Annotated in this window: 20 protein-coding genes and 1 other RNA gene; 3 read left to right on the top strand and 18 right to left on the bottom strand. The window is 41.8% G+C overall.

Annotated elements, in window-relative coordinates:
- The first annotated feature begins 105 nt into the window (after positions 1-105).
- A complete protein-coding gene (locus tag JUI58_RS24630) occupies positions 106-960 on the top strand; it encodes a type II CAAX endopeptidase family protein (RefSeq protein WP_204106504.1) in 855 nt (284 codons plus the stop codon).
- Positions 961-962: 2 nt separating this feature from the next.
- Here JUI58_RS24630 and rnpB read toward each other — a convergent pair.
- The 5 genes from rnpB to JUI58_RS24655 form a co-directional block, all read right to left on the bottom strand.
- Positions 963-1,305, bottom strand: an RNA gene (gene rnpB, locus JUI58_RS24635) — RNase P RNA component class A.
- 25 nt (positions 1,306-1,330) lie between these two features.
- Positions 1,331-2,602, bottom strand: coding sequence for a lipid-A-disaccharide synthase (locus JUI58_RS24640; RefSeq protein ID WP_204106505.1), 1,272 nt, complete (start codon positions 2,600-2,602; stop codon positions 1,331-1,333).
- The gene (gene pabB, locus JUI58_RS24645) at positions 2,587-4,824 is read right to left on the bottom strand and encodes an aminodeoxychorismate synthase (protein ID WP_204106506.1); all 2,238 of its coding nucleotides are present in this window, start codon (positions 4,822-4,824) and stop codon (positions 2,587-2,589) included. Before pabB ends, JUI58_RS24640 begins: the two co-directional genes overlap by 16 nt.
- Before the next feature lie 86 nt (positions 4,825-4,910).
- Positions 4,911-5,099 carry a CPXCG motif-containing cysteine-rich protein gene (locus tag JUI58_RS24650; RefSeq protein WP_348539969.1) on the bottom strand — a complete coding sequence of 63 codons (189 nt, stop codon included), beginning with the start codon at positions 5,097-5,099 and terminating at the stop codon, positions 4,911-4,913.
- Complete coding sequence (locus tag JUI58_RS24655; RefSeq protein ID WP_204106508.1) at positions 5,099-6,067, bottom strand: aspartate carbamoyltransferase catalytic subunit; 969 nt, start codon at positions 6,065-6,067, stop codon at positions 5,099-5,101. The genes JUI58_RS24650 and JUI58_RS24655 overlap by 1 nt, the downstream gene beginning before the upstream one ends.
- Before the next feature lie 139 nt (positions 6,068-6,206).
- Between JUI58_RS24655 and JUI58_RS24660 the strand changes: the two genes are divergently transcribed.
- The gene (locus JUI58_RS24660; protein ID WP_204106509.1) at positions 6,207-6,767 is read left to right on the top strand and encodes a hypothetical protein; all 561 of its coding nucleotides are present in this window, start codon (positions 6,207-6,209) and stop codon (positions 6,765-6,767) included.
- 75 nt (positions 6,768-6,842) lie between these two features.
- On the opposite strand, the gene JUI58_RS24665 is transcribed toward JUI58_RS24660, so the two are convergent.
- The 6 genes from JUI58_RS24665 to JUI58_RS24690 all read right to left on the bottom strand — a co-directional run bounded on the left by JUI58_RS24665 (position 6,843) and on the right by JUI58_RS24690 (position 11,696).
- Positions 6,843-7,190, bottom strand: a complete 348-nt coding sequence (locus JUI58_RS24665; protein ID WP_204106510.1) for a hypothetical protein — start codon at positions 7,188-7,190, stop codon at positions 6,843-6,845.
- Between the two features lie 212 nt (positions 7,191-7,402).
- Complete coding sequence (locus JUI58_RS24670; protein WP_204106511.1) at positions 7,403-8,104, bottom strand: hypothetical protein; 702 nt, start codon at positions 8,102-8,104, stop codon at positions 7,403-7,405.
- A 160-nt stretch (positions 8,105-8,264) separates the two neighbouring features.
- Positions 8,265-10,067, bottom strand: coding sequence for a serine/threonine-protein kinase (locus tag JUI58_RS24675; RefSeq protein ID WP_204106512.1), 1,803 nt, complete (start codon positions 10,065-10,067; stop codon positions 8,265-8,267).
- 226 nt (positions 10,068-10,293) lie between these two features.
- Positions 10,294-10,629: a XisI protein gene (locus JUI58_RS24680; RefSeq protein WP_204106513.1), complete on the bottom strand. Its 336-nt coding sequence runs from the start codon at positions 10,627-10,629 to the stop codon at positions 10,294-10,296.
- A gap of 74 nt (positions 10,630-10,703) precedes the next feature.
- The gene (locus JUI58_RS24685) at positions 10,704-11,018 is read right to left on the bottom strand and encodes a cation-translocating P-type ATPase C-terminal domain-containing protein (RefSeq protein ID WP_348539970.1); all 315 of its coding nucleotides are present in this window, start codon (positions 11,016-11,018) and stop codon (positions 10,704-10,706) included.
- A gap of 87 nt (positions 11,019-11,105) precedes the next feature.
- The gene (locus tag JUI58_RS24690; RefSeq protein WP_204106515.1) at positions 11,106-11,696 is read right to left on the bottom strand and encodes an HAD-IC family P-type ATPase; all 591 of its coding nucleotides are present in this window, start codon (positions 11,694-11,696) and stop codon (positions 11,106-11,108) included.
- Positions 11,697-11,897: 201 nt separating this feature from the next.
- On the opposite strand from JUI58_RS24690, the gene JUI58_RS24695 reads away from it, so the two are divergent.
- Entirely contained in the window at positions 11,898-13,049 is a 1,152-nt protein-coding gene (locus JUI58_RS24695; protein ID WP_204106516.1) for a clostripain-related cysteine peptidase, read from the top strand.
- 42 nt (positions 13,050-13,091) lie between these two features.
- Here the strand turns inward: JUI58_RS24695 and JUI58_RS24700 are convergent, their stop codons facing one another.
- The 7 genes from JUI58_RS24700 to JUI58_RS24730 all read right to left on the bottom strand — a co-directional run bounded on the left by JUI58_RS24700 (position 13,092) and on the right by JUI58_RS24730 (position 18,198).
- A complete protein-coding gene (locus tag JUI58_RS24700) occupies positions 13,092-13,280 on the bottom strand; it encodes an HNH endonuclease signature motif containing protein (RefSeq protein WP_204106517.1) in 189 nt (62 codons plus the stop codon).
- Complete coding sequence (locus JUI58_RS24705) at positions 13,277-13,621, bottom strand: hypothetical protein (RefSeq protein ID WP_204106518.1); 345 nt, start codon at positions 13,619-13,621, stop codon at positions 13,277-13,279. The genes JUI58_RS24700 and JUI58_RS24705 overlap by 4 nt, the downstream gene beginning before the upstream one ends.
- Positions 13,622-13,633: 12 nt before the next feature.
- The gene (locus JUI58_RS24710; RefSeq protein ID WP_204106519.1) at positions 13,634-13,969 is read right to left on the bottom strand and encodes a XisI protein; all 336 of its coding nucleotides are present in this window, start codon (positions 13,967-13,969) and stop codon (positions 13,634-13,636) included.
- Complete coding sequence (locus JUI58_RS24715; protein WP_204106523.1) at positions 13,957-14,373, bottom strand: XisH family protein; 417 nt, start codon at positions 14,371-14,373, stop codon at positions 13,957-13,959. The genes JUI58_RS24710 and JUI58_RS24715 overlap by 13 nt, the downstream gene beginning before the upstream one ends.
- Positions 14,374-14,415: 42 nt before the next feature.
- A complete protein-coding gene (locus JUI58_RS24720) occupies positions 14,416-14,748 on the bottom strand; it encodes a hypothetical protein (protein ID WP_204106520.1) in 333 nt (110 codons plus the stop codon).
- A gap of 345 nt (positions 14,749-15,093) precedes the next feature.
- Positions 15,094-15,618 (bottom strand): single-stranded DNA-binding protein, encoded by a 525-nt coding sequence (locus tag JUI58_RS24725; protein ID WP_204106521.1) that lies wholly within the window; start codon positions 15,616-15,618, stop codon positions 15,094-15,096.
- 54 nt (positions 15,619-15,672) lie between these two features.
- Positions 15,673-18,198, bottom strand: coding sequence for a mannose-1-phosphate guanyltransferase (locus JUI58_RS24730; RefSeq protein ID WP_204106522.1), 2,526 nt, complete (start codon positions 18,196-18,198; stop codon positions 15,673-15,675).
- Positions 18,199-18,839 lie beyond the last annotated feature (641 nt).

Genomic DNA, 18,839 nt, shown 5'->3' on the forward strand with positions numbered 1-18,839 from the left:
CGAGTCAGAGAAAAAATATTTTTTCTCTGACTCAATAATTAATAACTTATAATTGGTCATCGATCATTGATAACTGTTATTTCTGCAAATCGTTTTCTTTTTGGAATGTTGTTATTATTAGTGCTAACAGCGTTAATAATAGCAACGCCTTTTGGAGCAGCCGGACAGTGTTTGGCATCCTTGAGCGTGCTTATCTTACTTGGGTTTATTTTCCCAAAGACTGTTAGCATTTTTCTCCAAGATTCCCGCTTTAAAACACCTCCTTCTTGGAAAACTGCCCTCATATTAACTGTATTAGATTTAACAGTAACATTTGGATTAATTATCTTTTGGGTGACATTAAGCGCACTATATTTTCCCGACTATTTGACCAAATTGGAAAAATTGACACGGGAAACTCCAGCCGGAACGATCGAACAAGTCTTTATTTTTATCAGTGGTGTTATCTTCGTTCCCTTCTACGAAGAATTTGCTTTTCGCGGTGTTGCTTTACGGGCTTACGAGAAAGCGCGATCGCCAATTTATGCCGCACTTTTAACCTCATTTATTTTTGCCCTAGTTCACGGAACATTAATTCAATTGTTAGCTTTTATTCCAGGGTCATTTCTCTTGGCGCGATGTGTCCAAAACCGAGGCAGTTGGTGGTTAGCTGTGATTCCCCATATTGTTAATAATGGGCTGATCTTTGGCATTTTTCCCTTTTTTCCCCCCGAAGTTAAAGAAGAAGAACCTCAGTTAATGGTGGGGATTCTTGCTCTCATTATTGCAATTATAGCCTTTGCGATCGCAGCACATTGGTTAAAAGTTTTTCGGGTGAAAAAAGCAGAGATAAACGTTAAGACGCGGGAATTCATTTGGACTCCAGCTTTAATGGCTGTGATTTTTTTTGGCCTGTATATGGTAATTTCTACAACAAGTGAATTTATTGCCTTTGATATTATTCGATCAGGGAATCTATAAAAAAAAGAGAGCCGGACATAAGCCGGGTTCTGTTCTAGGATGGTTATCTATCTAGGATGTCCGTTACCGAACACCTCAAGCGGTTCACCTAATGCGGGACGGGAAAAAGACCAACCCTTGACCCTCCGACCTTGCTCCCAACCGGGGTTTACCGAGCCAGTACCTCTCAATACTGCTGGTGCGCTCTTACCGCACCTTTGCACCCTTACCCTTTCAGGCGGTATTTTTCTGTGGCACTTTCCTCGCGATCGCTCGCACTGGGCGTTATCCAGCAAGTTTGGTCTTTCGGGAGCCCGGACTTTCCTCACGCTCGTTGCCGAGCCTGCAACCATCACGCCGACTCTCCCTTGCCATTATCGGCGATCGCTTCTCAATTATCAATAGGTTTGGCAATTTCTTGACCAACTAATTCAGCTAATTTACGGGCTGCACCGCTTTCTCCTCGCACTTGCTGCAAACTTTCCTGCATCTCTTTTAACTTTTCTGGATGTTCCAACCAATCTAACATGATTTTTGCAATCTCATTGGGTTCTAAATCTCCAATGATTTCAGGAACAATTTCTCGTTTTGCCCAAATATTCGGCCAAGCAAACAATTTATTGATCCTAAAAACGTAATATCGCATGAGCCAATTAATTGTATAAGTAAAAGGCGTTCCCAATAAGGGTAAATTGGCTAATATTCCTGGTACGCCATCCCATGCCCGCATTGCGTCAAATTGTTGTGTCGGTAACAACACTAACATTGGCACGCCCAGGGCAGTTAATTGCGCTGTGTTTGCACCTATGGTTGTGGCGCACAATCTGCATTGAGAGAGTATTTCGTGGGCAGGGAAAGGCTGCCAAAGTTCGATTTCAACTCCCCCAGAGGTTCTCAAATAAGGCTGGTTATTTTCCCTAAAAACTAACTCTGCGGCAACATTACCTATTTTAGCAATAACAGGGTTGAAAGCGCGATCGCCAAACTTTGCGAGTTCTTTTAAGGTGAGAGTAGGTGCAACGGGAAGAACAAAGCGAATTTGAGGGCGAAGGCGATGGAGACTTTCGGCAATTCCACACATTAAAGGTAATCCCTGCGTCAGTTTCATTGCTTTCGATCCTGGCATTAATCCAATTAATTCTTCATTATTCTGGATTTTTATTGGAGAAATATCAATCATTAAATCTCCGACAACACTGCATTTATGTTGATATTTTTGAGGGACGCGATCGCAGACTTCCTGTTTCATCACCCCAAAGCGATCGACCCATCTTTCCCACTGAATAGACCACTCGGCATAAACAACAATGCGATAGTTTAAACGCTTGCCAATAATCACCGGAAAAATGCGATCGCCTCCTAAAAATAGAACAACCCCTTGTTTATGCCAATGCCAATTTTCGGCGGTTTTTCCCCACAACAAAAACTGCCAAAAATGTTCTGAAGATTGGACGCGATCGACCTGTGGATACGATCGCACAATTTCCGTTTCTCTTCCCGTAGAGTGAGGACAAGGAGACAAAATTACTGAAATTCTGACTCGGTTGCGATCTTCTCCTAATTGTTCTCGTAATGCTTGCACAACAGGACGGACCCAAGTGGCAATTTCTCCTGGTCCATTAGATAAAATTAAAATATCGATCGCCTCTAAATCATTTTCCATTTTTGTTGACTCCTTTCGAGTTGTTTCAAGTTATCTAAAATATAAATTAAATTAGTACCCATAATTTGCAAGAACAAGAGCATAATTGAGTTGAGTTCTCCATAGACTGTTGATTTTAGGGCTTCCAGTAGTGCCTTCGCTTTTAATAACGCTTCTTGAAACTCAATTTCTGGTTCTGAGAGGGCAATAATACCACCTCCTATACCGATCGATGTTCCTTTTTCTGTGAGAATTGCTGTGCGAATAACAATATTAAATTCTGCTGTTCCATTCAGCCCTAAAAAGCCAATGACTCCAGAATAAATACCGCGAGATTCTCCTTCAAGGCGATCGATAATTTCCATCGTTCTTATTTTTGGCGCACCGGTCATTGATCCTCCTGGAAAAGCAGATTTAATGCAATCAATTGCTGTTAAGTCTGAACGCAAATGACCGCGAATGGTACTGACTAATTGATGAACTGTCGCATAAGTTTCGATTTCCATTAAGTTTGGCACGCTAATAGTTCCTATTTCACAAGTTTGCCCCAGATCGTTCCGCAATAAATCTAAAACCATGAGATTTTCGGCACGATCTTTTTCACTATTGCCTAATTCTTCTCGCAGTTTTGCATCTTCTTCAGGGCTTTCTCCTCGCTGCATTGTGCCTTTAATTGGTTTAGTTTCTACCCAACCTTGGCGATCAATTTTGAGAAATCTTTCTGGGGAGGAACAAGCAATAGAAAACTCCTGAAAGCGAAAAAAAGCGGCATAAGGTGCGGGGTTTTTTTGGCGCAGAGTTCGATAGAATGTTAGGGGATCGGGAGTTGCTTCTGTCTTAATTTGGTTGGTCAAACAAATCTCATAACTTTCTCCTGCTTGAATCTCTTGCAAGCAATATTTAATATCCTGAATATAGGTTTGTCGCGATCGCCCTAAACGGAAGGCGATCGGGGTTTTATTTTCTACAGCTTTGAGGGGAATAAGTGGAGGAAGCGATCGCAATTTCGCTGCCATTTCCTCAAACCAAAGATCCGCTTGAGAGTGATTTTCTGGAATATCTAAATAAAGTAGATAAGTAACTTGCTCTAAATGATCGAAAATGAGTAGGCGATCGGCAAAAATAAAAGTAGCATCTGGTAAGGGGGAAGGATGAATAAATTGCGAACCGCACTCTGCTTTGAGTTCATAGCCAAAATAACCGACAAAACCACAATTGAAATCAAAAGGAAGGTCATCAGCAGGACAATAACGACGCTCCAATTCTTCTTGAAGATAATTAAAAATACTTTGTTTTTTGTGGGTTTTACGGTCCCATTGGCTCAGGGTGAGGGATTGATTTTGTGTTTCATATTCTACGAGTAAACTATTTTTGCCTCCCGCATCCCCTATGTAGGAGAATCGAGAACTTATGGGATCAATTTGACTGCTATCTAGCCAAAACGAATTTATTGTTTGACCAAAAAGATGAATAAATACCTGTTCTGGATTGGTATAAATATCTAGTTTTTTTGTAAATACTTTTAAAGAATATCTTGGTGTTGGCGATCGCGATTCTGAGGGGCGATCGCCTCCCTCTGGAATAACACTAAAATGTTTTACTGAATTACTTCGATTGAGGGCATTTAAACCGGTAATTGTAGTGTTTTTTTGCTGAAATTGTTGTGTAATCTCTCTAAAATTTTTGAGCAAGCGATCGCCATATTCTGTACAAATTGATTCGGGATGAAACTGAACTCCCCAAAAGGGAAGTTGGCGATGTTTTAACCCCATAATCAGACGATCTTCCGTCCATGCTGTCACCTCTAAACATTCCGGTAAAGTCTCAGCATCAACAATTAAAGAATGGTAACGGACAACGGAAAACTGTTCTGGAATTCCTTTAAATAAAGTCGAGGAATTGTGGTAAACTTTACTCAAGCGACCGTGACGAACTTCTGGTGCAGGAATAACTCTTCCTCCAAAAATATAACCGATACCTTGATGTCCGAGACAAACACCGAGTAGAGGGATTTTAATCTTTTTGAGAATCTGTTGACAAATGCCAAAGTCCCGCTCATTTTTCGGATGACCCGGACCGGGAGAAATGACAATATTATCAATTGTATTTAATAGATCTTGTAAATCTGGCCAGGAGAGGCGATCGTTACGAATAACGATCGGCGGTTTCTCGTTGATTTCTGCCAACATTTGATAAAGATTAAAAGTATAAGAGTCATAATTATCAATAATTAGGGTTTGCATATCTATAATTCTTCGCTAGGTTTGAGAATAGGTTTGAGAATTTTGGGCAAAGGCAAAGTTCAAAAATGCACTATCCTAGAATAAGTTTATTCCTGAAAATCCGTCTCGATCGCAACATCTAAAGTATCTTCATCTATACGAATATAAAGAAGATTGGGACGACAGCAAACCTGACAATCTTCTACATAAGATTGAGTATAACCTCCACTCAGATCTACAAAAGTTGAACTAATTTCACCGCAAAAAGCACAGCAATATTCCGCAGTTGTTTCCATCATTTTCTCGTTCCCAATAAATATAATAAGGCCATACGAATGGCAACCCCACTGGTCACTTGTTGAGAAATCAAACTTAAGCGCGGATCGTCCATTAAATCCGAGCTTAATTCTACCCCACGATTGACAGGACCCGGATGCAGAATACCCACATCAGGATGACAGATTTTGAGGCGATCGCGGGTAATGCCATAGCGTTGATGATATTCTCGCAAACTCGGTAGGAGATTGCTAGTCATGCGTTCTTTTTGCAAGCGTAAGGTCATCACAAAATCTGCATCTTGTAGGGCAGGTTCGAGATGCCAATGTAAGGTAACATTACCCATATCAGCGAAATATTCTGGGAGTAATGTCGGCGGTCCGGCTAAATGTAAATCGACTCCTGCTGCACTCAAACTCCAAATATTCGATCGCGCTACCCGAGAATGTAAAATATCCCCAACGATGGCGATTTTTTTGCCTTTTAATACCTCCAAACGCGGGCGATCGCTATCCAAAAATGAGCAAATTGTAAATAAATCTAACAATGCTTGAGAAGGATGTTCGTGTTGTCCGTCTCCGGCATTTAAAATGCTAACTCCTGTTTGTAAACGATCCATTTCTCGGGCGATCGCAGCAGGGACTCCAGCTTGTTTGTGACGAATCACCATAATATCAGCACCCATTGCTAAATAGGTTTTAGCTGTATCTAAAATTGTCTCTCCTTTGCTTAAAGAAGAACTTCCAGGGGTAAAATTAAGAATATCTGCGGAGAGGCGTTTTGCGGATAACTCGAAACTGCTGCGTGTGCGAGTCGAAGGTTCAAAAAATAAATTGGCTACAACTTGTCCTTGTAATGGCGGTACTTTTTTTGTGCCATGAGAGAGAACTTCGCGAAAACTGGAGGCGGTTTGTAGCACTGTATCATATTCCACCTCGCTGAAATTGGCGAGAGAAAGGATATGGTGGCGAGTCCAAGATTGATTCATTGATTAATTGTCATTACTTATTACTTATGACCGATTACTTATCTGTCACAAAATTTCCCGATTTTGCCCTTGCTCCCTTGAAAACAATATTTAACAAGAATAAGCAACAGTTTACATTATCAACTTGGGGGAGGTTTCTATGCAACGTCAAACACAAATTTTTTCTCTTTTCTTTGGCATTACGGCGATCGCCCTTGGGGGTTACGGAGTCTCCAATGCGGAGTATTTTAGCGCAGCCGAGGAAAAACCTGTTACAATTTCCATCGCAGCCTCGACGCAACCGCAAACGATTACGATTCCCCCAACTCCCAGTTTACCGGCGGAGATTACGATTCAAACCAAACAGGCAACGAATGCCGTTTCTGTGCAGATTTTCTCCCCCGATCGCCAATGTCTGACTCTAGTTCCTCAACAGGTTTCAATACCCCAAGAAAAGTCTTTAGAAACGGCGATCGCCAAAACCATCGAAGGTCTTAACAATGGCGATTTTTCCCTTGCAGGTTATCGAGTCCAGGTTAATAATGGGGTTGCAACGGTAGATATACGCCTTGCTGCGGATAGTCCGCGTCATTTTGCTTCTTTGTCTCCCTGCGAAACCTTTGGTTTATTTGGGGGTTTGCGTCAAACCCTCACCCAAAATTTACAATGGAATATCCGCGATGTTCGTTTTACTGAACAAGGACAAGAAATTTATTTGTAGGAATGATATCTTCTTTTGAAAGTTATATATTTAGGGTTTTAGGGACGCGATCGCTTTTCCAACACCGAGGTTACTTTAGCGATCGCCGACCACTAAAGCATTGGGATAGTCTTGGCGATAACGAGTATAAATAATTTCTGTTTTGGCTGTATCATTGAGTTGCATAATCCCATGCTCTAAACCAACTGCGATCGCCTCAATGGGACCACCAACGGTTAACTCGCAAGGAAGTTCGCCCAGAGGAGCAACAGATAACCACGGATTTTGGGCGACATTACAAGCGACAACCCCTTGCAAGTCCTCAGAATTGCCTGTTTTCGCGTTGATTTCACTAGCGGAAGCTGTTTGGGTCAGAAGTGCAACCCCAGCTAAAGAGAGGATGCTAGTTTGGAAAAGATGGCGGATAGTGCTATTGTTATTCATTGCGGCTAATCTCCGTTGACGTTTGCGGGGTTTTCGTATAGGATGAGAAAACTTTTGCTTTCCACACCTTCAGTATCGGCGTTTTTTCTCTAATAAGATACGATCGCCATCTGGATCGATTGTGAAGTTAATCTCAAATTGGTGCGATCGCCTACCCCTACATTCCGCGATCGCGATCGTAGAAATTTAGCCAGTGATACCCATCTCACCCCTTAAACCGTCCCGATCACCCGTAATACACTAGCTTGACAGCGTTCGTAATAAAGTTGAACAACGCGATCGCTTTGATTAATTTCCAAACACTCTTCAAACAAGTGTTCTGCTTCTTCAACAAAACCCATAAAATATAAAAATAATCCTTGTTCAAACTGGGTTTTAGTTTCTAGTTTTGCTGTTTGAATTGCGATCGGATCGCCATTAAAAACTTCAAATACCGAGATCGGATCCCTTTGATTTTCAGCCTCAAAGCGATGGATCAAACGAATATGATATCCTTCGGTCTGGGAGAGTTGCAAAAAAGTGCGATGGGTAATCAATAAAGGGGTTTCATATACTTGCGTTAGGGCTTCAACCCGTGCGGCAATATATTGGGTATCTTTGACAATATAGGGTAAATGGGCAACATCTCCTCCATTATCTGTTTTAGAAAGAAGCGTTCCCGTATCGATGCCAATTCCTATTTTCTTGTGTAGGGTACTCCCTTTAGCATACTGGCTGCCGGCAAAACATTCCAGCATGGAGAGAGATGCTTCCAAGGATTTATCCACCTCCTCCGCAAATAAACCCACGATCGCATTTCCCACCGAAGGTGCGATAATTCCCCCCCAACGGGCGATCGCCCCTTCCAGTTTGGGAACATAGCGATCGTCGAATTCCGCACTCGTATCGTAAATTCTAGCAAACAGAACGGACATTTTCTTAGTTATTTTTACGGATGCAGTCTGAATAGCCACATTTTATGCAGGTTAAAAGCCAAAAGTCAAAAGTTAAAAGCAAATATTTGTCAAGACTTTTAAACTTTTTGGCCATGATTTGTAAACTTAAAAAAGAACTCTATCGAAAATTTGCTCTGGTTTATTTCTCCCATAAAGAAATAGTTTTTTTCCCACCTGTGGCCAAAATATTTCCCTCCGGACTAAATGCCACTGTGTAAAGTTCCTCCGAATCATACCCCAGACCAGATATCTCTTCCCCTGTTTTAACTGACCATAGTTTTAAACCATCTCCTCCACCACTGGCCAGCAAATTTCCTTCGGCACTAAATACCAAGGCGTAGACTTTACTTAAATGCCCTGATAATCTTTGTAACATCTGCCCCGATCGCACGGACCACAAGGCGATCGTTCTATCAACACTACCACTGGCAAGCAGTTCGCCATCGGGACTAAAGGCCACTGTATTCAACCAACCTTCATGACCCACTAAAGTATGTAATAATTCCCCAGTTTTCACATTCCAGAGTCTCGCCGTTTTATCACAACTGGCACTAGCTGCAATATTACCCACCGGACTAAAAGCGACACAATTCACATATTCTCTATGTCCCATCAACACTTGCAACACCTTACCCGTCTTGGTCGATCGCACCATAACGGTTTTGCGATCGCCAGTACTGATTAAAATGCGTCCATTGGCACTAAAATCCACAGAATCCACGGAACTAGAATAGCCGGAAAGAGTTTCTAGAAGTTGTCCCGTGCGGATCGACCATAATTTTATGGTTTTGTCACCGCTTCCACTAGCTAATACCTGTCCCGTGCGATCGAAGGCCACAGTATTAACCCAAGTTGAGTGTCCCGTCAAGGTTTGCAAGAGTTTGCGCGTTGATAGAGACCATAATTTAATCGTGCCATCTCTACTGCCACTCGCTAACATTTTTCCGGTAGGATTAAAAGCGAGAGAATAAATGTGATGTTTGTGACCAGTTAAATTTTGAGACTTTTTCCAAGTAGTTTTTGTAAGAACTTCGAGGGACGTATCTTGGGGCGGACTAACAGGAATTGTGGGATCCTCTGGGACAGGATTCAAGTCTTGTAAAATCTCATCTGCTGACTTGTAGCGCTGTCTGCGGGTACTTTCGACCATTTTATCGAGAATATAGCCTAACTCAGCGCTTACCGTTGCAGGGGTGCGATCGCGCCAAATCCAAATTTCCTCTTCAGCATCATAAATATCAAAAGGATTCATCCCCGTTAACAAACACAAACAAGTTACCCCCAAACTATAAATATCGCTTGCATAGATGGGTCTACCTAAAATTTGTTCCGGGGGAGCATAACCCATCGTACCAATAACAGTACCGGTTCCAGTTAATGCTGTGGCACTATTGGCTGTAGCTGCGCCAAAATCAACTAACACTAATTCTCCATCTGTGCGCCGAATAATATTTTCTAACTTAATATCTCGATGAATGACTTTATGTTGATGAATAAATTTCAAGATAGAGAGTAAACTATTAAGAAAGCTCCGAATTTGTATTTCGTTAAATACCCCATCTATTGTTAAAACAGCTTTTAAATCTTCTCCTTCAATAAATTCTTGGACGAGATATTGTTGTTCTTCTTGGGCAAAATAAGCGAATAAATTGGGAATTTGGGGATGAACTCCCAACTCATCCAAACGTAATGCTTCTCGAGCAAATAATTCCGAGGCTTTGCTTAAGGTTTCAGGATCTCGCGCTTGGGGAAAAAATTGTTTGATGACGCAAGACGGTTTCGAGGGTTTATCTTCATCGATCGCCAGAAATGTCTTTCCAAAACTCCCGGAACCGATGGGTTTAATCGCCCGATAGCGATCTCGTAGTAAAATTGTCCCACCACAACTCTGACAAAAATCGAGATTTCGTTCATTTTCGGGGTTTTGACACTCTGGATTCAAGCAATAGCTCATAGGATGGGTAAAAGCAGGGATGCAAGACGGAGACGTTAGGAGCTAAAAAACGGACTAGATTAAGCGTTCTTTTCTCAGCCTAGCAAACTTGCGATCGGTAAACTCTTGTCGTACCTAAATTTTACTATTTTTAATGTCTAGATATAACAAACGCGCAAAAATGCGATCGTACTCTTTCCAAATAATGGGTAGATCGCGAACTATTATATCGGCTTTATCCAACAGCAAAACCTGTAAATTGCCTGATATAGGGATCGTGAAATGCTAAAACAATATCCTCTTTAGGTACACCTAAAGATACTAATTCATCGGCGATCGCAATTTCTGTTCCATCATGTTGAATCCAAATTTTACCATCTTTGATATCTACATGGAGAAAACAGCCATAAAATCTTCTTTGGTTTCGCCAACCTGTATGAACTAATTGATAATGATCGCGTTCTATATCAAAAATAGTTTGAATTTCAATCTCTTCGTAAGATGAACCAAACTTAGCGCGATCGCTGAGAAGTTTGAGAATATATTTCCGATATCTTTCTATTTTTTCCATTGCACAATTTCCTCCTTAGCTGACATAGATTAAGCATCCAAAAAAAATAGGGCGGGCATTGCCCACCCTAATCATTATACTCGTTTTGCTTTCATTCGAGCCAGCGATCGCATAATTTCACCAATCCAGAGAACAATAGATGTGCCACCGATAATCGTTACCCAATCTGTTAGGGAAAGAGGAACAGTGCGGAAGAAATCCCCCCCAAATTGTACCATCAAGATTTGTCCAAAAAAGATGATCGCGGCAATTGCCAAGAATCCTTTATTTTCACCCAAGCTGGCAAAAGCTGACTCTTTTAATCCGAAGCATTTGGCATTAAATAAGTTCCAGAATTGCAGCATGACGAACGTAGTGAAAAAGAGAGAGAGTTCGTAAGCTGTAACGATAAGCTGTTAATCATTCAAATGTTTGCCTCGATCTAAGCAGGCCAAAGGGTTCAGCCCGTAGAATCGGTGGTTTAAATGCGTAACAGCTTATGTGGTGCCGCGTAGGACAATAGAAGGGGTATAAGCTGTCTCGAATTCATTGTTTTCTGTGCTGGCAAATTTAGCAACTGGTTTGCTTTCTCCAGTTAAACTTGCTTCATTAACTTGCAAGGAAACACTGTTCAAAATCTGTCCATCGGCGGGAATTTCATCCCCTGTTTCTAACCAAACAATATCGCCGACGACGATATCTTTTTTGGGAACGGTGGTAAATTTGCCATTCCGCACCACTTTAACGGGAGTTTCGTTATTAACTTGGTTGAGAATGTCGAATTCTTGGTTCGCTTTATATTCGTTGATAAAGGCGACGGTGGTGGCTAAAAGAATGGCGACGATAATGCCAATTCCTTCAATATATTGTCCGTTGATAACGCCGATCGCAATAGAAATAACTGCCGCAACAACGAGAATGCGAATAATCGGATCTTCGTATTTTTCGAGGTACAATTTCCACCAAGAATCTCTTTCTGGGGGCGTGAGGATATTGCTGCTGTGTTTGTGGCGATTCTCGTTGGCTTCTGCGGTGGTCAGTCCTTGCAAACGTGGGGTTTGCAGTCCTTTTTCGTAGGTAATAGTCATGATTTCCTCCCGAAACAAACAGAGAGGGTGAGTTTTGCTTGTTGTAGCGCAAACTCACAAGTCCTATGATGGTTGCGGGGTGGGAGTTTGACCAGATAGAGGAAGGCAGTTTTAGGCAGGTTGGGGCAGAGGTAAAAGGCAGGGGCGATTTTTTTGATGCTATAATCGAGTTTACATATTAACTCACATGAGGAACTTGAGATGAAAAGACGTAGATTAATTCAATATGGATTTTTGAGTAGTGCTATTTGTTTGTCTAATTTAACATTTCTCAATCGAAAATCTGTTAAAGCTAGAGAAGCTAACAAGATTAAAGACAAAAATCACTATGATTGGGTTTTTCTATACTGGATGCCCTATGACAATAACTTATCTCGTTTTGGTCAACCTATCATAGACATGATTTCTAGAGGAGTTCAAACCAACAATCTCTTAGTAGGAGTAGAATCAGATTTTTTAGATTCAGATAATCTTTCTAGAAGAATAATTAAAAATGGAGACGTGAAAGTTGAAGATATAAACGCTACTGACAGTTCAGATGCCGATATTTTTGCGGAATATCTTGACTGGGCGTATTCTCAGTTCAGTGCAAAAAAATGGGGAATTGTAATAGTTGGACATGGCGGAAAATTAGATGAAATTAGTCCTGATGATAATCCTGATTCTAACTCGAATCAAACTCAATGGATGAATATAAAAGACGTAAAAAAAGTAATTGAAGATTTTAATCGTAAAATTCACGATCGAATAGAACTATTTTTCTTTCAAAATTGCAACAAAGGAACATTAGAAGTACATCACACATTATGTGATGTAGCTAAGTACACATTATCTTCTCCAGTAATCTTAGGGGCACCTAATTATTACTACGAATCTCTATTCCAATTGATAGGACAAAATCCTGATGTAGATGGAGAATATGTTGCACGGAAAATTGCAGAATTTGAAAGAAGTGATATGTACTCAACTTATATTGTTACACGCAACGAAAATCTTTTGAAAGTTATAGAATCAATGAATCGGTTAATTGATTCTATTCTAGAATCCGAAAACAATTTACGTTTGCAAACATTGAACTCTAACAATATATATTTCGGATCAAGATATGTAGACATCATAGATTTTTTCAACGAATTAACCAATATTGCTGAAGCAGACCAAGCAAAATATCTTGAATTTGTTGATTTGCTTAATAGTTCGGTACTTAAAATGCAAAATCCCAACGAGATAGCTCTGAATAGTATGGGCTTAAGTTTATTTGTTCCATCTAATATAAACAATCTAAATTCTTATCTCGACTTACCTATTTATACTAAATCAAAACTTCTTGAATTGTTTGGTGCGATTTTATAAGTATTCTTAACATATAAAGAAATTTTGACCAGCGATCGCATCTCATCCCAAGTATCCAAAAAAGGAAAAAAGGTTTTTAAAAACCGTTTCACCTCCTGCTGAAAGTGGAATAATATGCTCGAACTCGAAAATTGCAGCACTTAATAATTCAGCCGTGCGACAATAAGCGCAACAGTTTTGAAAGCGATCGCGCACCTTGCGTTTTAACTCAACTGGAATATAAGCACTCACTCCAAGCTCTCCGAAGGGTTAAAATGTTCTAAAGTATATCTTGCTCTTGTCTTCAGAATGGTTAAATTATCTACTTGTTCTAACAATAAATCTAACAGGGTGTTTTCTTCCGAAGAAAGTTGAGAATCCTTATTTTTCTCCAGTAATGCGCTCAAATTTTCTTGTTTAGTAGGAGCAAGTTTACTCTCAGACAGTGCTTCCAGTTCTGCTAAACTCAAATTCAGCAAACATTCGGGATCGTGTCTGGGAGCATTGGTCAATCGTTGATAGGTGGCTAAATCTAACACTACCCCAACCCGATCGCCTTGCTCGTTCGTGATATATCGTATTGGCTCATTCATAACTTAACCTCCCTACTCTACAGCAAATCCAGTATGAGGACGCACCTCTGGGGGATGAAACGCCAAAACAATCTTATCCTTGGGAATGCCCGATCGCAATAAATCGTCAGCAATGCCATCTTCTAACCCGTCCCGATGAATCCAGATTTTGTCCGCGATCGCCTCTGCATGAACCAAACAGCCATGTACTTGTACATCTCCCTCCCATCCCTGAGTAATAAGCAAAAAATTATTCCCATCCTTGCTAATAATTAAACGACATTTTAAATCCCCGTAAGCATAGGGAATCTTTGTATATTCCTCAAGAGTTTTCTCTAAAACTTCTCGAACATCTTTTAGGGAATCCATTGTAAAATTTCCTCCTTTTTAGCATCAAAAACCAATAGATTTAACCGATATTTCTCAATAATTAAACTGCCAATCGGTTCAGCAAAAATTCCTTGATAGGTAGCCTTGCGAACCGCTAGATAGAGCGAATAATTCACCCTAATTTCCTCCAAAACTGCTCGATACAGTAAATATTGCCCTAATGCCTGCTCCAAATCCGCGATCGCCGAACGACTGGTAAAACCCTTAATTTCAATCGCGATCGTTTCTTCTGCTTTCTGAGCAGCGATTAACCGACTCACCCCCAAATCAACAAAAAATTCTCTCACTCCCCATGTTAAACGCAAAGGATCGTTGGCGATCTCCCATCCATCTTTAACCAACGCATTTTTTACCGCATCGTGGTAGATATCCTTTGCTGGCATCACTCTCCCCTTAACCCACAACCAACCCAATATAAAGTCATATCAGTCAACTACAGATTGTGCGCGATCGCTGACAACTTCAAGTTTTTCAACTTCTGCCAGCCATTTTTTCCATTGGGGTGATAATTGACTCGTATGATTTTTAGGGTTATTGTGCTGAATATTTTGTTCGTATAACTCAGTTTCAATTTCTTCAGATGTAAGCGGATCGAGCGGTAAATTCCCTGCAATCGCTAATACAGGACTTTCTTGAGAGTAGGAGCGATCGCTACTTTTACGCTTAATTAAAAACTCAACAAAATTTAAAACTTCATCAAGTTCGGTTTCGGGCAGAAAATCTAATTTTTCCTCAATTCTTTCTTTAAGGGAACTCATAATTTTTTCAATCCCACTGGTAAGTCAATTGAATTATAACAAAATCTCGCCTTCTCCTGAACGCGATCGCCTTCCTCATTTGTTATATATCGTACTGGCTCATTCATAATAATTCTCTAACTCTCCAATCTATCTTACTCCAGCTAAAAAATAGCGCGATCGCATCTCATCCCAAGTATCTGAGAATGGAAAATGCGATCGCCTATACTTTAAATCTTTAAAACGGGGAACTTTTGGATTCTCCCCCCTTATCAAGACAAGCTGAGGGGGGATCGAATCAATAACTGGCAAGTTGAGTTATTTAAGATTTTCGAGTTTGAGAGAAATCGAAAAATATTCCCTGATCTAAAAGGGAATATCGTCCAAATCTGCCTCATCTTCCGGTGTTGAAGATTCCCCAGAACTGGTTTCGGATTCAAAATCGCTAGAACTCGTAGCACGATTATAATTGCCGATGGGAACGACATTCCCTAAATTGCTAGTCGGTGCGGGAGATGAAACTGCTACAGGAGTTGCAGCCACAGAAGGAACAACGGATTCAACCTGAGTTTCGCTAAATTCTCCCGTTTGCTTGTAAATACGGGAAAGGTTCAATTCTGCCCTTGTTTCTTTGTAGCGAACTCCTTGTTTTTCCACATCAACGCGATCCATTTTCAGGCTACCAATGATGATGACACGATCGCCGGCTCGATAATTAGCACTGATTTCTTCCGCTAAATTCCGCCATCCCGTTACCCTGAGCATAGCTGGCGGGTCATTATCTCGCAAGCCATCAAATCGTACTAGCATATTCGCGACGGGGGTATCGTCTGGAGTTCGCCGCAGTTGAGGAGATTCAACAATCTCAGCCATTAAAGTACAGCTATTCATAACTAAACTCTCTTGTCTACTCAGTTTCTAATTCTAGTCTAGAACAATTGTTCCTCAATTTACCGATTCCAGTCCCTGTTCTTGATCGATGAAATCTTGAACGCGCTGACGGTAATCCATGAGGGAGTGATCGACCCAATCGCGATCGTCGCTATTGGCAAAAATATGTACCAATGGTTCCCCCGCATCCGGCAAGATTAGCACCCAATTGTCATTTTGACGATTAACAATTTTTACACCGTCAATGAGTTCCAAATTTTCCGCCGGATGGGTTTCCACTAATTGTCGCATCAGAGACCCTTTTACCGTCCAAGGACAGCGCATAGTATAACTTTTATGGCAAACTCGAGGTAATTCGCTGCGAATCTGTGCTAAAGAGCGTTCTTGGATGGTTAGCATTTCGATCAGTTTAGCGACACAGAACATGGCATCAAAACCAGGGTGCAGTTGGGGGAAAATAAAGCCCATTTCCCCACTCCCGCCCAAAACCACACTACTATCGGTTTGCGAGGCTTCCATTAACGCCGTGGGATTAACTTTAGTGCGAATGACTCGACCATCGTGACGACGGGCAATTTGTTCTACGGCGCTGGAAGCATGAACCGGAACCACGACGGAACTTCTGGGATGGGCGGTCATCATCATATTCACCATTAAAGCCGTCAGCATTTCCCCCCGAATGGATAAACCAGCTTCATCGACTAAAATCAACTGTTCTCCATTGGCGGATACTTGCACCCCTAAATTGGCTTTCAGGGCTTCTACCACGTGACCTAACTGCACCAGTAGTCCTTCTCGTTCGTCATTGGAAATGGCGATTTGACTTAAGCTGGCGTTAAGAACGACGGCATCGCAACCAAATTTAGCCAAGAGGCGCGGTAAAATTGCCCCAGAAACCGCATAACCGTAATCGATCACGACTTTGGCGCGAGAGTTGCGGACAGCTTCGACGTTGAGGTGAGTCTCAAAACTCTCAGTATAGATATCAAGGGTTTGAGTGAGGTAAGTCATGGTGCCAATATCCGCGATCGCCACTCGTCGCAAGTCTTCTTTAAAGTAAGACCCTTCGATTTTCTTTTCTTTGGCTTTGGTAATATTAATGCCTTGGCGATCGAAAAATTCGATTAAAATGGAGTCAGGACGGTTAGGATGTAAGCGAACGTGAACCCCACCAACAACAGCAAGGGTGGAAATGACAGTTCTGGCGAGGGGAATAGCGGTTGATTCTAAGTTTTGAATTCCTACCCCAGAAGACATGATTCCAGCAATTAAAGAGCGACTGACCATGCGAGAAATCGGACGTTGATCCCTCGAAACTGTTACCATTACCCCCGGTTTGAGGGTCGAGGCATAAGCGGCACCGAGTTTAACGGCAAATTCTGGTGTAATGTCAATATTGGCCAAACCGGAAACACCTTGTTGACCGAAGAGATTGCGTTGTGCCATATTCCCCCAGATCAAGTTGATATTTAAAATTGCTCCTGATTCGATTTTTTTACTCGGCCAAACCCTGACACCAGGACTGATTTGCGCCTCTTCTCCCACGGTGGAGAGGAAACCCACCACGGCACCTTCAAGAATGTGGGCGCGGCGATCAACCCGAGTTCCCCGAGAAATCACGCAGGCGCGTAAATGTGCTTCGTCGCCGACGATCGCCCCATTGGCCACGATCGGGCGCTTGAGGTTGGCATCGGCACCGATGGTAATATTATCCCCTAGGACGGTTCCCGCTTCGATATGAACTCTCGGTCCGATGCGGCAATTGTTACCAATTAGAACTGGGCGATCAATTTTCGCGGAAGGATCGATATAGGTGTCGGAACCCAACCAGAGACCGGGTTCTACCTCTGGATAGGCAAAGTCGAGTTTGACTTTCTTCTCCAAACCGTCGTACTGAGACTCTCGATAGGCATCGAGGTGGCCGACATCGCACCAATAGGCATCGGCAATATAACCATACATGGGTTCTCCTTTGGCGAGGAGTAAGGGAAAGAGGTCTGTAGAAAAGTCAGATTCTTCGTTTTCGGGTAGATAGCCTAAAACTTCCGGTTCGAGGATATAGGTTCCGGTGTTGACGGTATCGGAGAAAATTTCGCTGCTGGAGGGTTTTTCGAGGAAACGAATAATCCGATCCTCTTGATCGGTAATGACTACGCCAAATTCTACGGGATTGGGAACTCGGGTTAAAATTAGGGTCGCTTTGGCTTGCTTTTCTTTATGAAAGGCGATCGCGGCTTTTAAATCAAAATCGGTAATGCTGTCTCCACTAATGACTAAGAAAGTATCGTCTAATAGTTCGGCAATATTTTTGACACAGCCAGCAGTCCCCAAGGGTTGATCTTCCTCAACTGCATAGGTCATCTGCACGCCAAAATCGTGGCCATCTTGAAAGTAGTCTCGCATGACATCCGGGAGATAGTGGAGTGTGGCGATTACTTCGGTAATGTCATTGCGTTTAAGCAGATTCACGATATGTTCTGCGATCGGTCGGTTGAGAATGGGAACCATTGGTTTGGGAAGGTCGCAGGTCAAGGGGCGAAGTCGCGTTCCCGAACCCCCTGCCATTAGCACTGCACGCATAAATACTCCTTGATTTGTTCTTTTGTTATTGGTTATTTTTTATTGGGTCTGGGGTTGCTCATGCAACCGATAGCATTAATCTTTGACTCGCTCGCTTCATCATTAATTTGTTTGTTATTCCAAGGCTAAAGTTGTCTTAGGGGCATTTTATCATCATCTTCCTTTCAGACAATCTACCCAAATGCTGCATTTTGAGTGCGATTCTGCCTGTCTTTACTTTACAGTCTGCCTCGATCGTTCTCATAAATCTTTTGGTTCTGGGTTTGGCGATCGCGGCTTAAACCTCTGTTCTGTATAGATTGTTTCCATTTTTCCGCCATTTTTCCTCAAGTTAAGGGAATTTAATTTAAGTTTTGCAACATTAATTAAATTCAGGATCAGCCCTTGACAGTTTTGTCAATAACAAGTTACATTAATTCACAAAGCAGCAGAGGGAAGGTATAGCAATACCTAAGACTAAAACAAGCAATCACATCACCAAGGGGGGCGAACTATCGATCGCCAACGATCGTCTATCGAAACATATAGAGAAGGAGACCCTAGCGTCAGGAACTCACCGCTAAACGCTTGAGCTTTCTAGCGGGAGCTTGAGGGAATCCTCATCTCCAACCTGACCAGTCTAAGCGTTAAATCGCTACGTT

The organism is Spirulina sp. CCY15215, assembly GCF_016888125.1.
In the GTDB taxonomy this organism is placed as follows: Bacteria; Cyanobacteriota; Cyanobacteriia; order Cyanobacteriales; family Spirulinaceae; genus CCY15215.

Bases quoted from the DNA above. Each gene is read 5' to 3' on its own strand.
- JUI58_RS24725 (WP_204106521.1), bottom strand. From the start codon at position 15,618: ATGAATAGCTGTACTTTAATGGCTGAGATTGTTGAATCTCCTCAACTG.
- pabB (WP_204106506.1), bottom strand. From the start codon at position 4,824: ATGCAAACCCTAATTATTGATAATTATGACTCTTATACTTTTAATCTT.
- JUI58_RS24695 (WP_204106516.1), top strand. From the start codon at position 11,898: ATGAAAAGACGTAGATTAATTCAATATGGATTTTTGAGTAGTGCTATT.
- JUI58_RS24680 (WP_204106513.1), bottom strand. From the start codon at position 10,629: ATGGAAAAAATAGAAAGATATCGGAAATATATTCTCAAACTTCTCAGC.
- JUI58_RS24665 (WP_204106510.1), bottom strand. From the start codon at position 7,190: ATGAATAACAATAGCACTATCCGCCATCTTTTCCAAACTAGCATCCTC.
- JUI58_RS24655 (WP_204106508.1), bottom strand. From the start codon at position 6,067: ATGAATCAATCTTGGACTCGCCACCATATCCTTTCTCTCGCCAATTTC.
- JUI58_RS24690 (WP_204106515.1), bottom strand. From the start codon at position 11,696: ATGACTATTACCTACGAAAAAGGACTGCAAACCCCACGTTTGCAAGGA.
- JUI58_RS24670 (WP_204106511.1), bottom strand. From the start codon at position 8,104: ATGTCCGTTCTGTTTGCTAGAATTTACGATACGAGTGCGGAATTCGAC.
- JUI58_RS24710 (WP_204106519.1), bottom strand. From the start codon at position 13,969: ATGGATTCCCTAAAAGATGTTCGAGAAGTTTTAGAGAAAACTCTTGAG.
- JUI58_RS24640 (WP_204106505.1), bottom strand. From the start codon at position 2,602: ATGGAAAATGATTTAGAGGCGATCGATATTTTAATTTTATCTAATGGA.
- JUI58_RS24720 (WP_204106520.1), bottom strand. From the start codon at position 14,748: ATGAGTTCCCTTAAAGAAAGAATTGAGGAAAAATTAGATTTTCTGCCC.
- JUI58_RS24630 (WP_204106504.1), top strand. From the start codon at position 106: ATGTTGTTATTATTAGTGCTAACAGCGTTAATAATAGCAACGCCTTTT.
- JUI58_RS24715 (WP_204106523.1), bottom strand. From the start codon at position 14,373: ATGCCAGCAAAGGATATCTACCACGATGCGGTAAAAAATGCGTTGGTT.
- JUI58_RS24705 (WP_204106518.1), bottom strand. From the start codon at position 13,621: ATGAATGAGCCAATACGATATATCACGAACGAGCAAGGCGATCGGGTT.
- JUI58_RS24730 (WP_204106522.1), bottom strand. From the start codon at position 18,198: ATGCGTGCAGTGCTAATGGCAGGGGGTTCGGGAACGCGACTTCGCCCC.
- JUI58_RS24660 (WP_204106509.1), top strand. From the start codon at position 6,207: ATGCAACGTCAAACACAAATTTTTTCTCTTTTCTTTGGCATTACGGCG.
- JUI58_RS24650 (WP_348539969.1), bottom strand. From the start codon at position 5,099: ATGGAAACAACTGCGGAATATTGCTGTGCTTTTTGCGGTGAAATTAGT.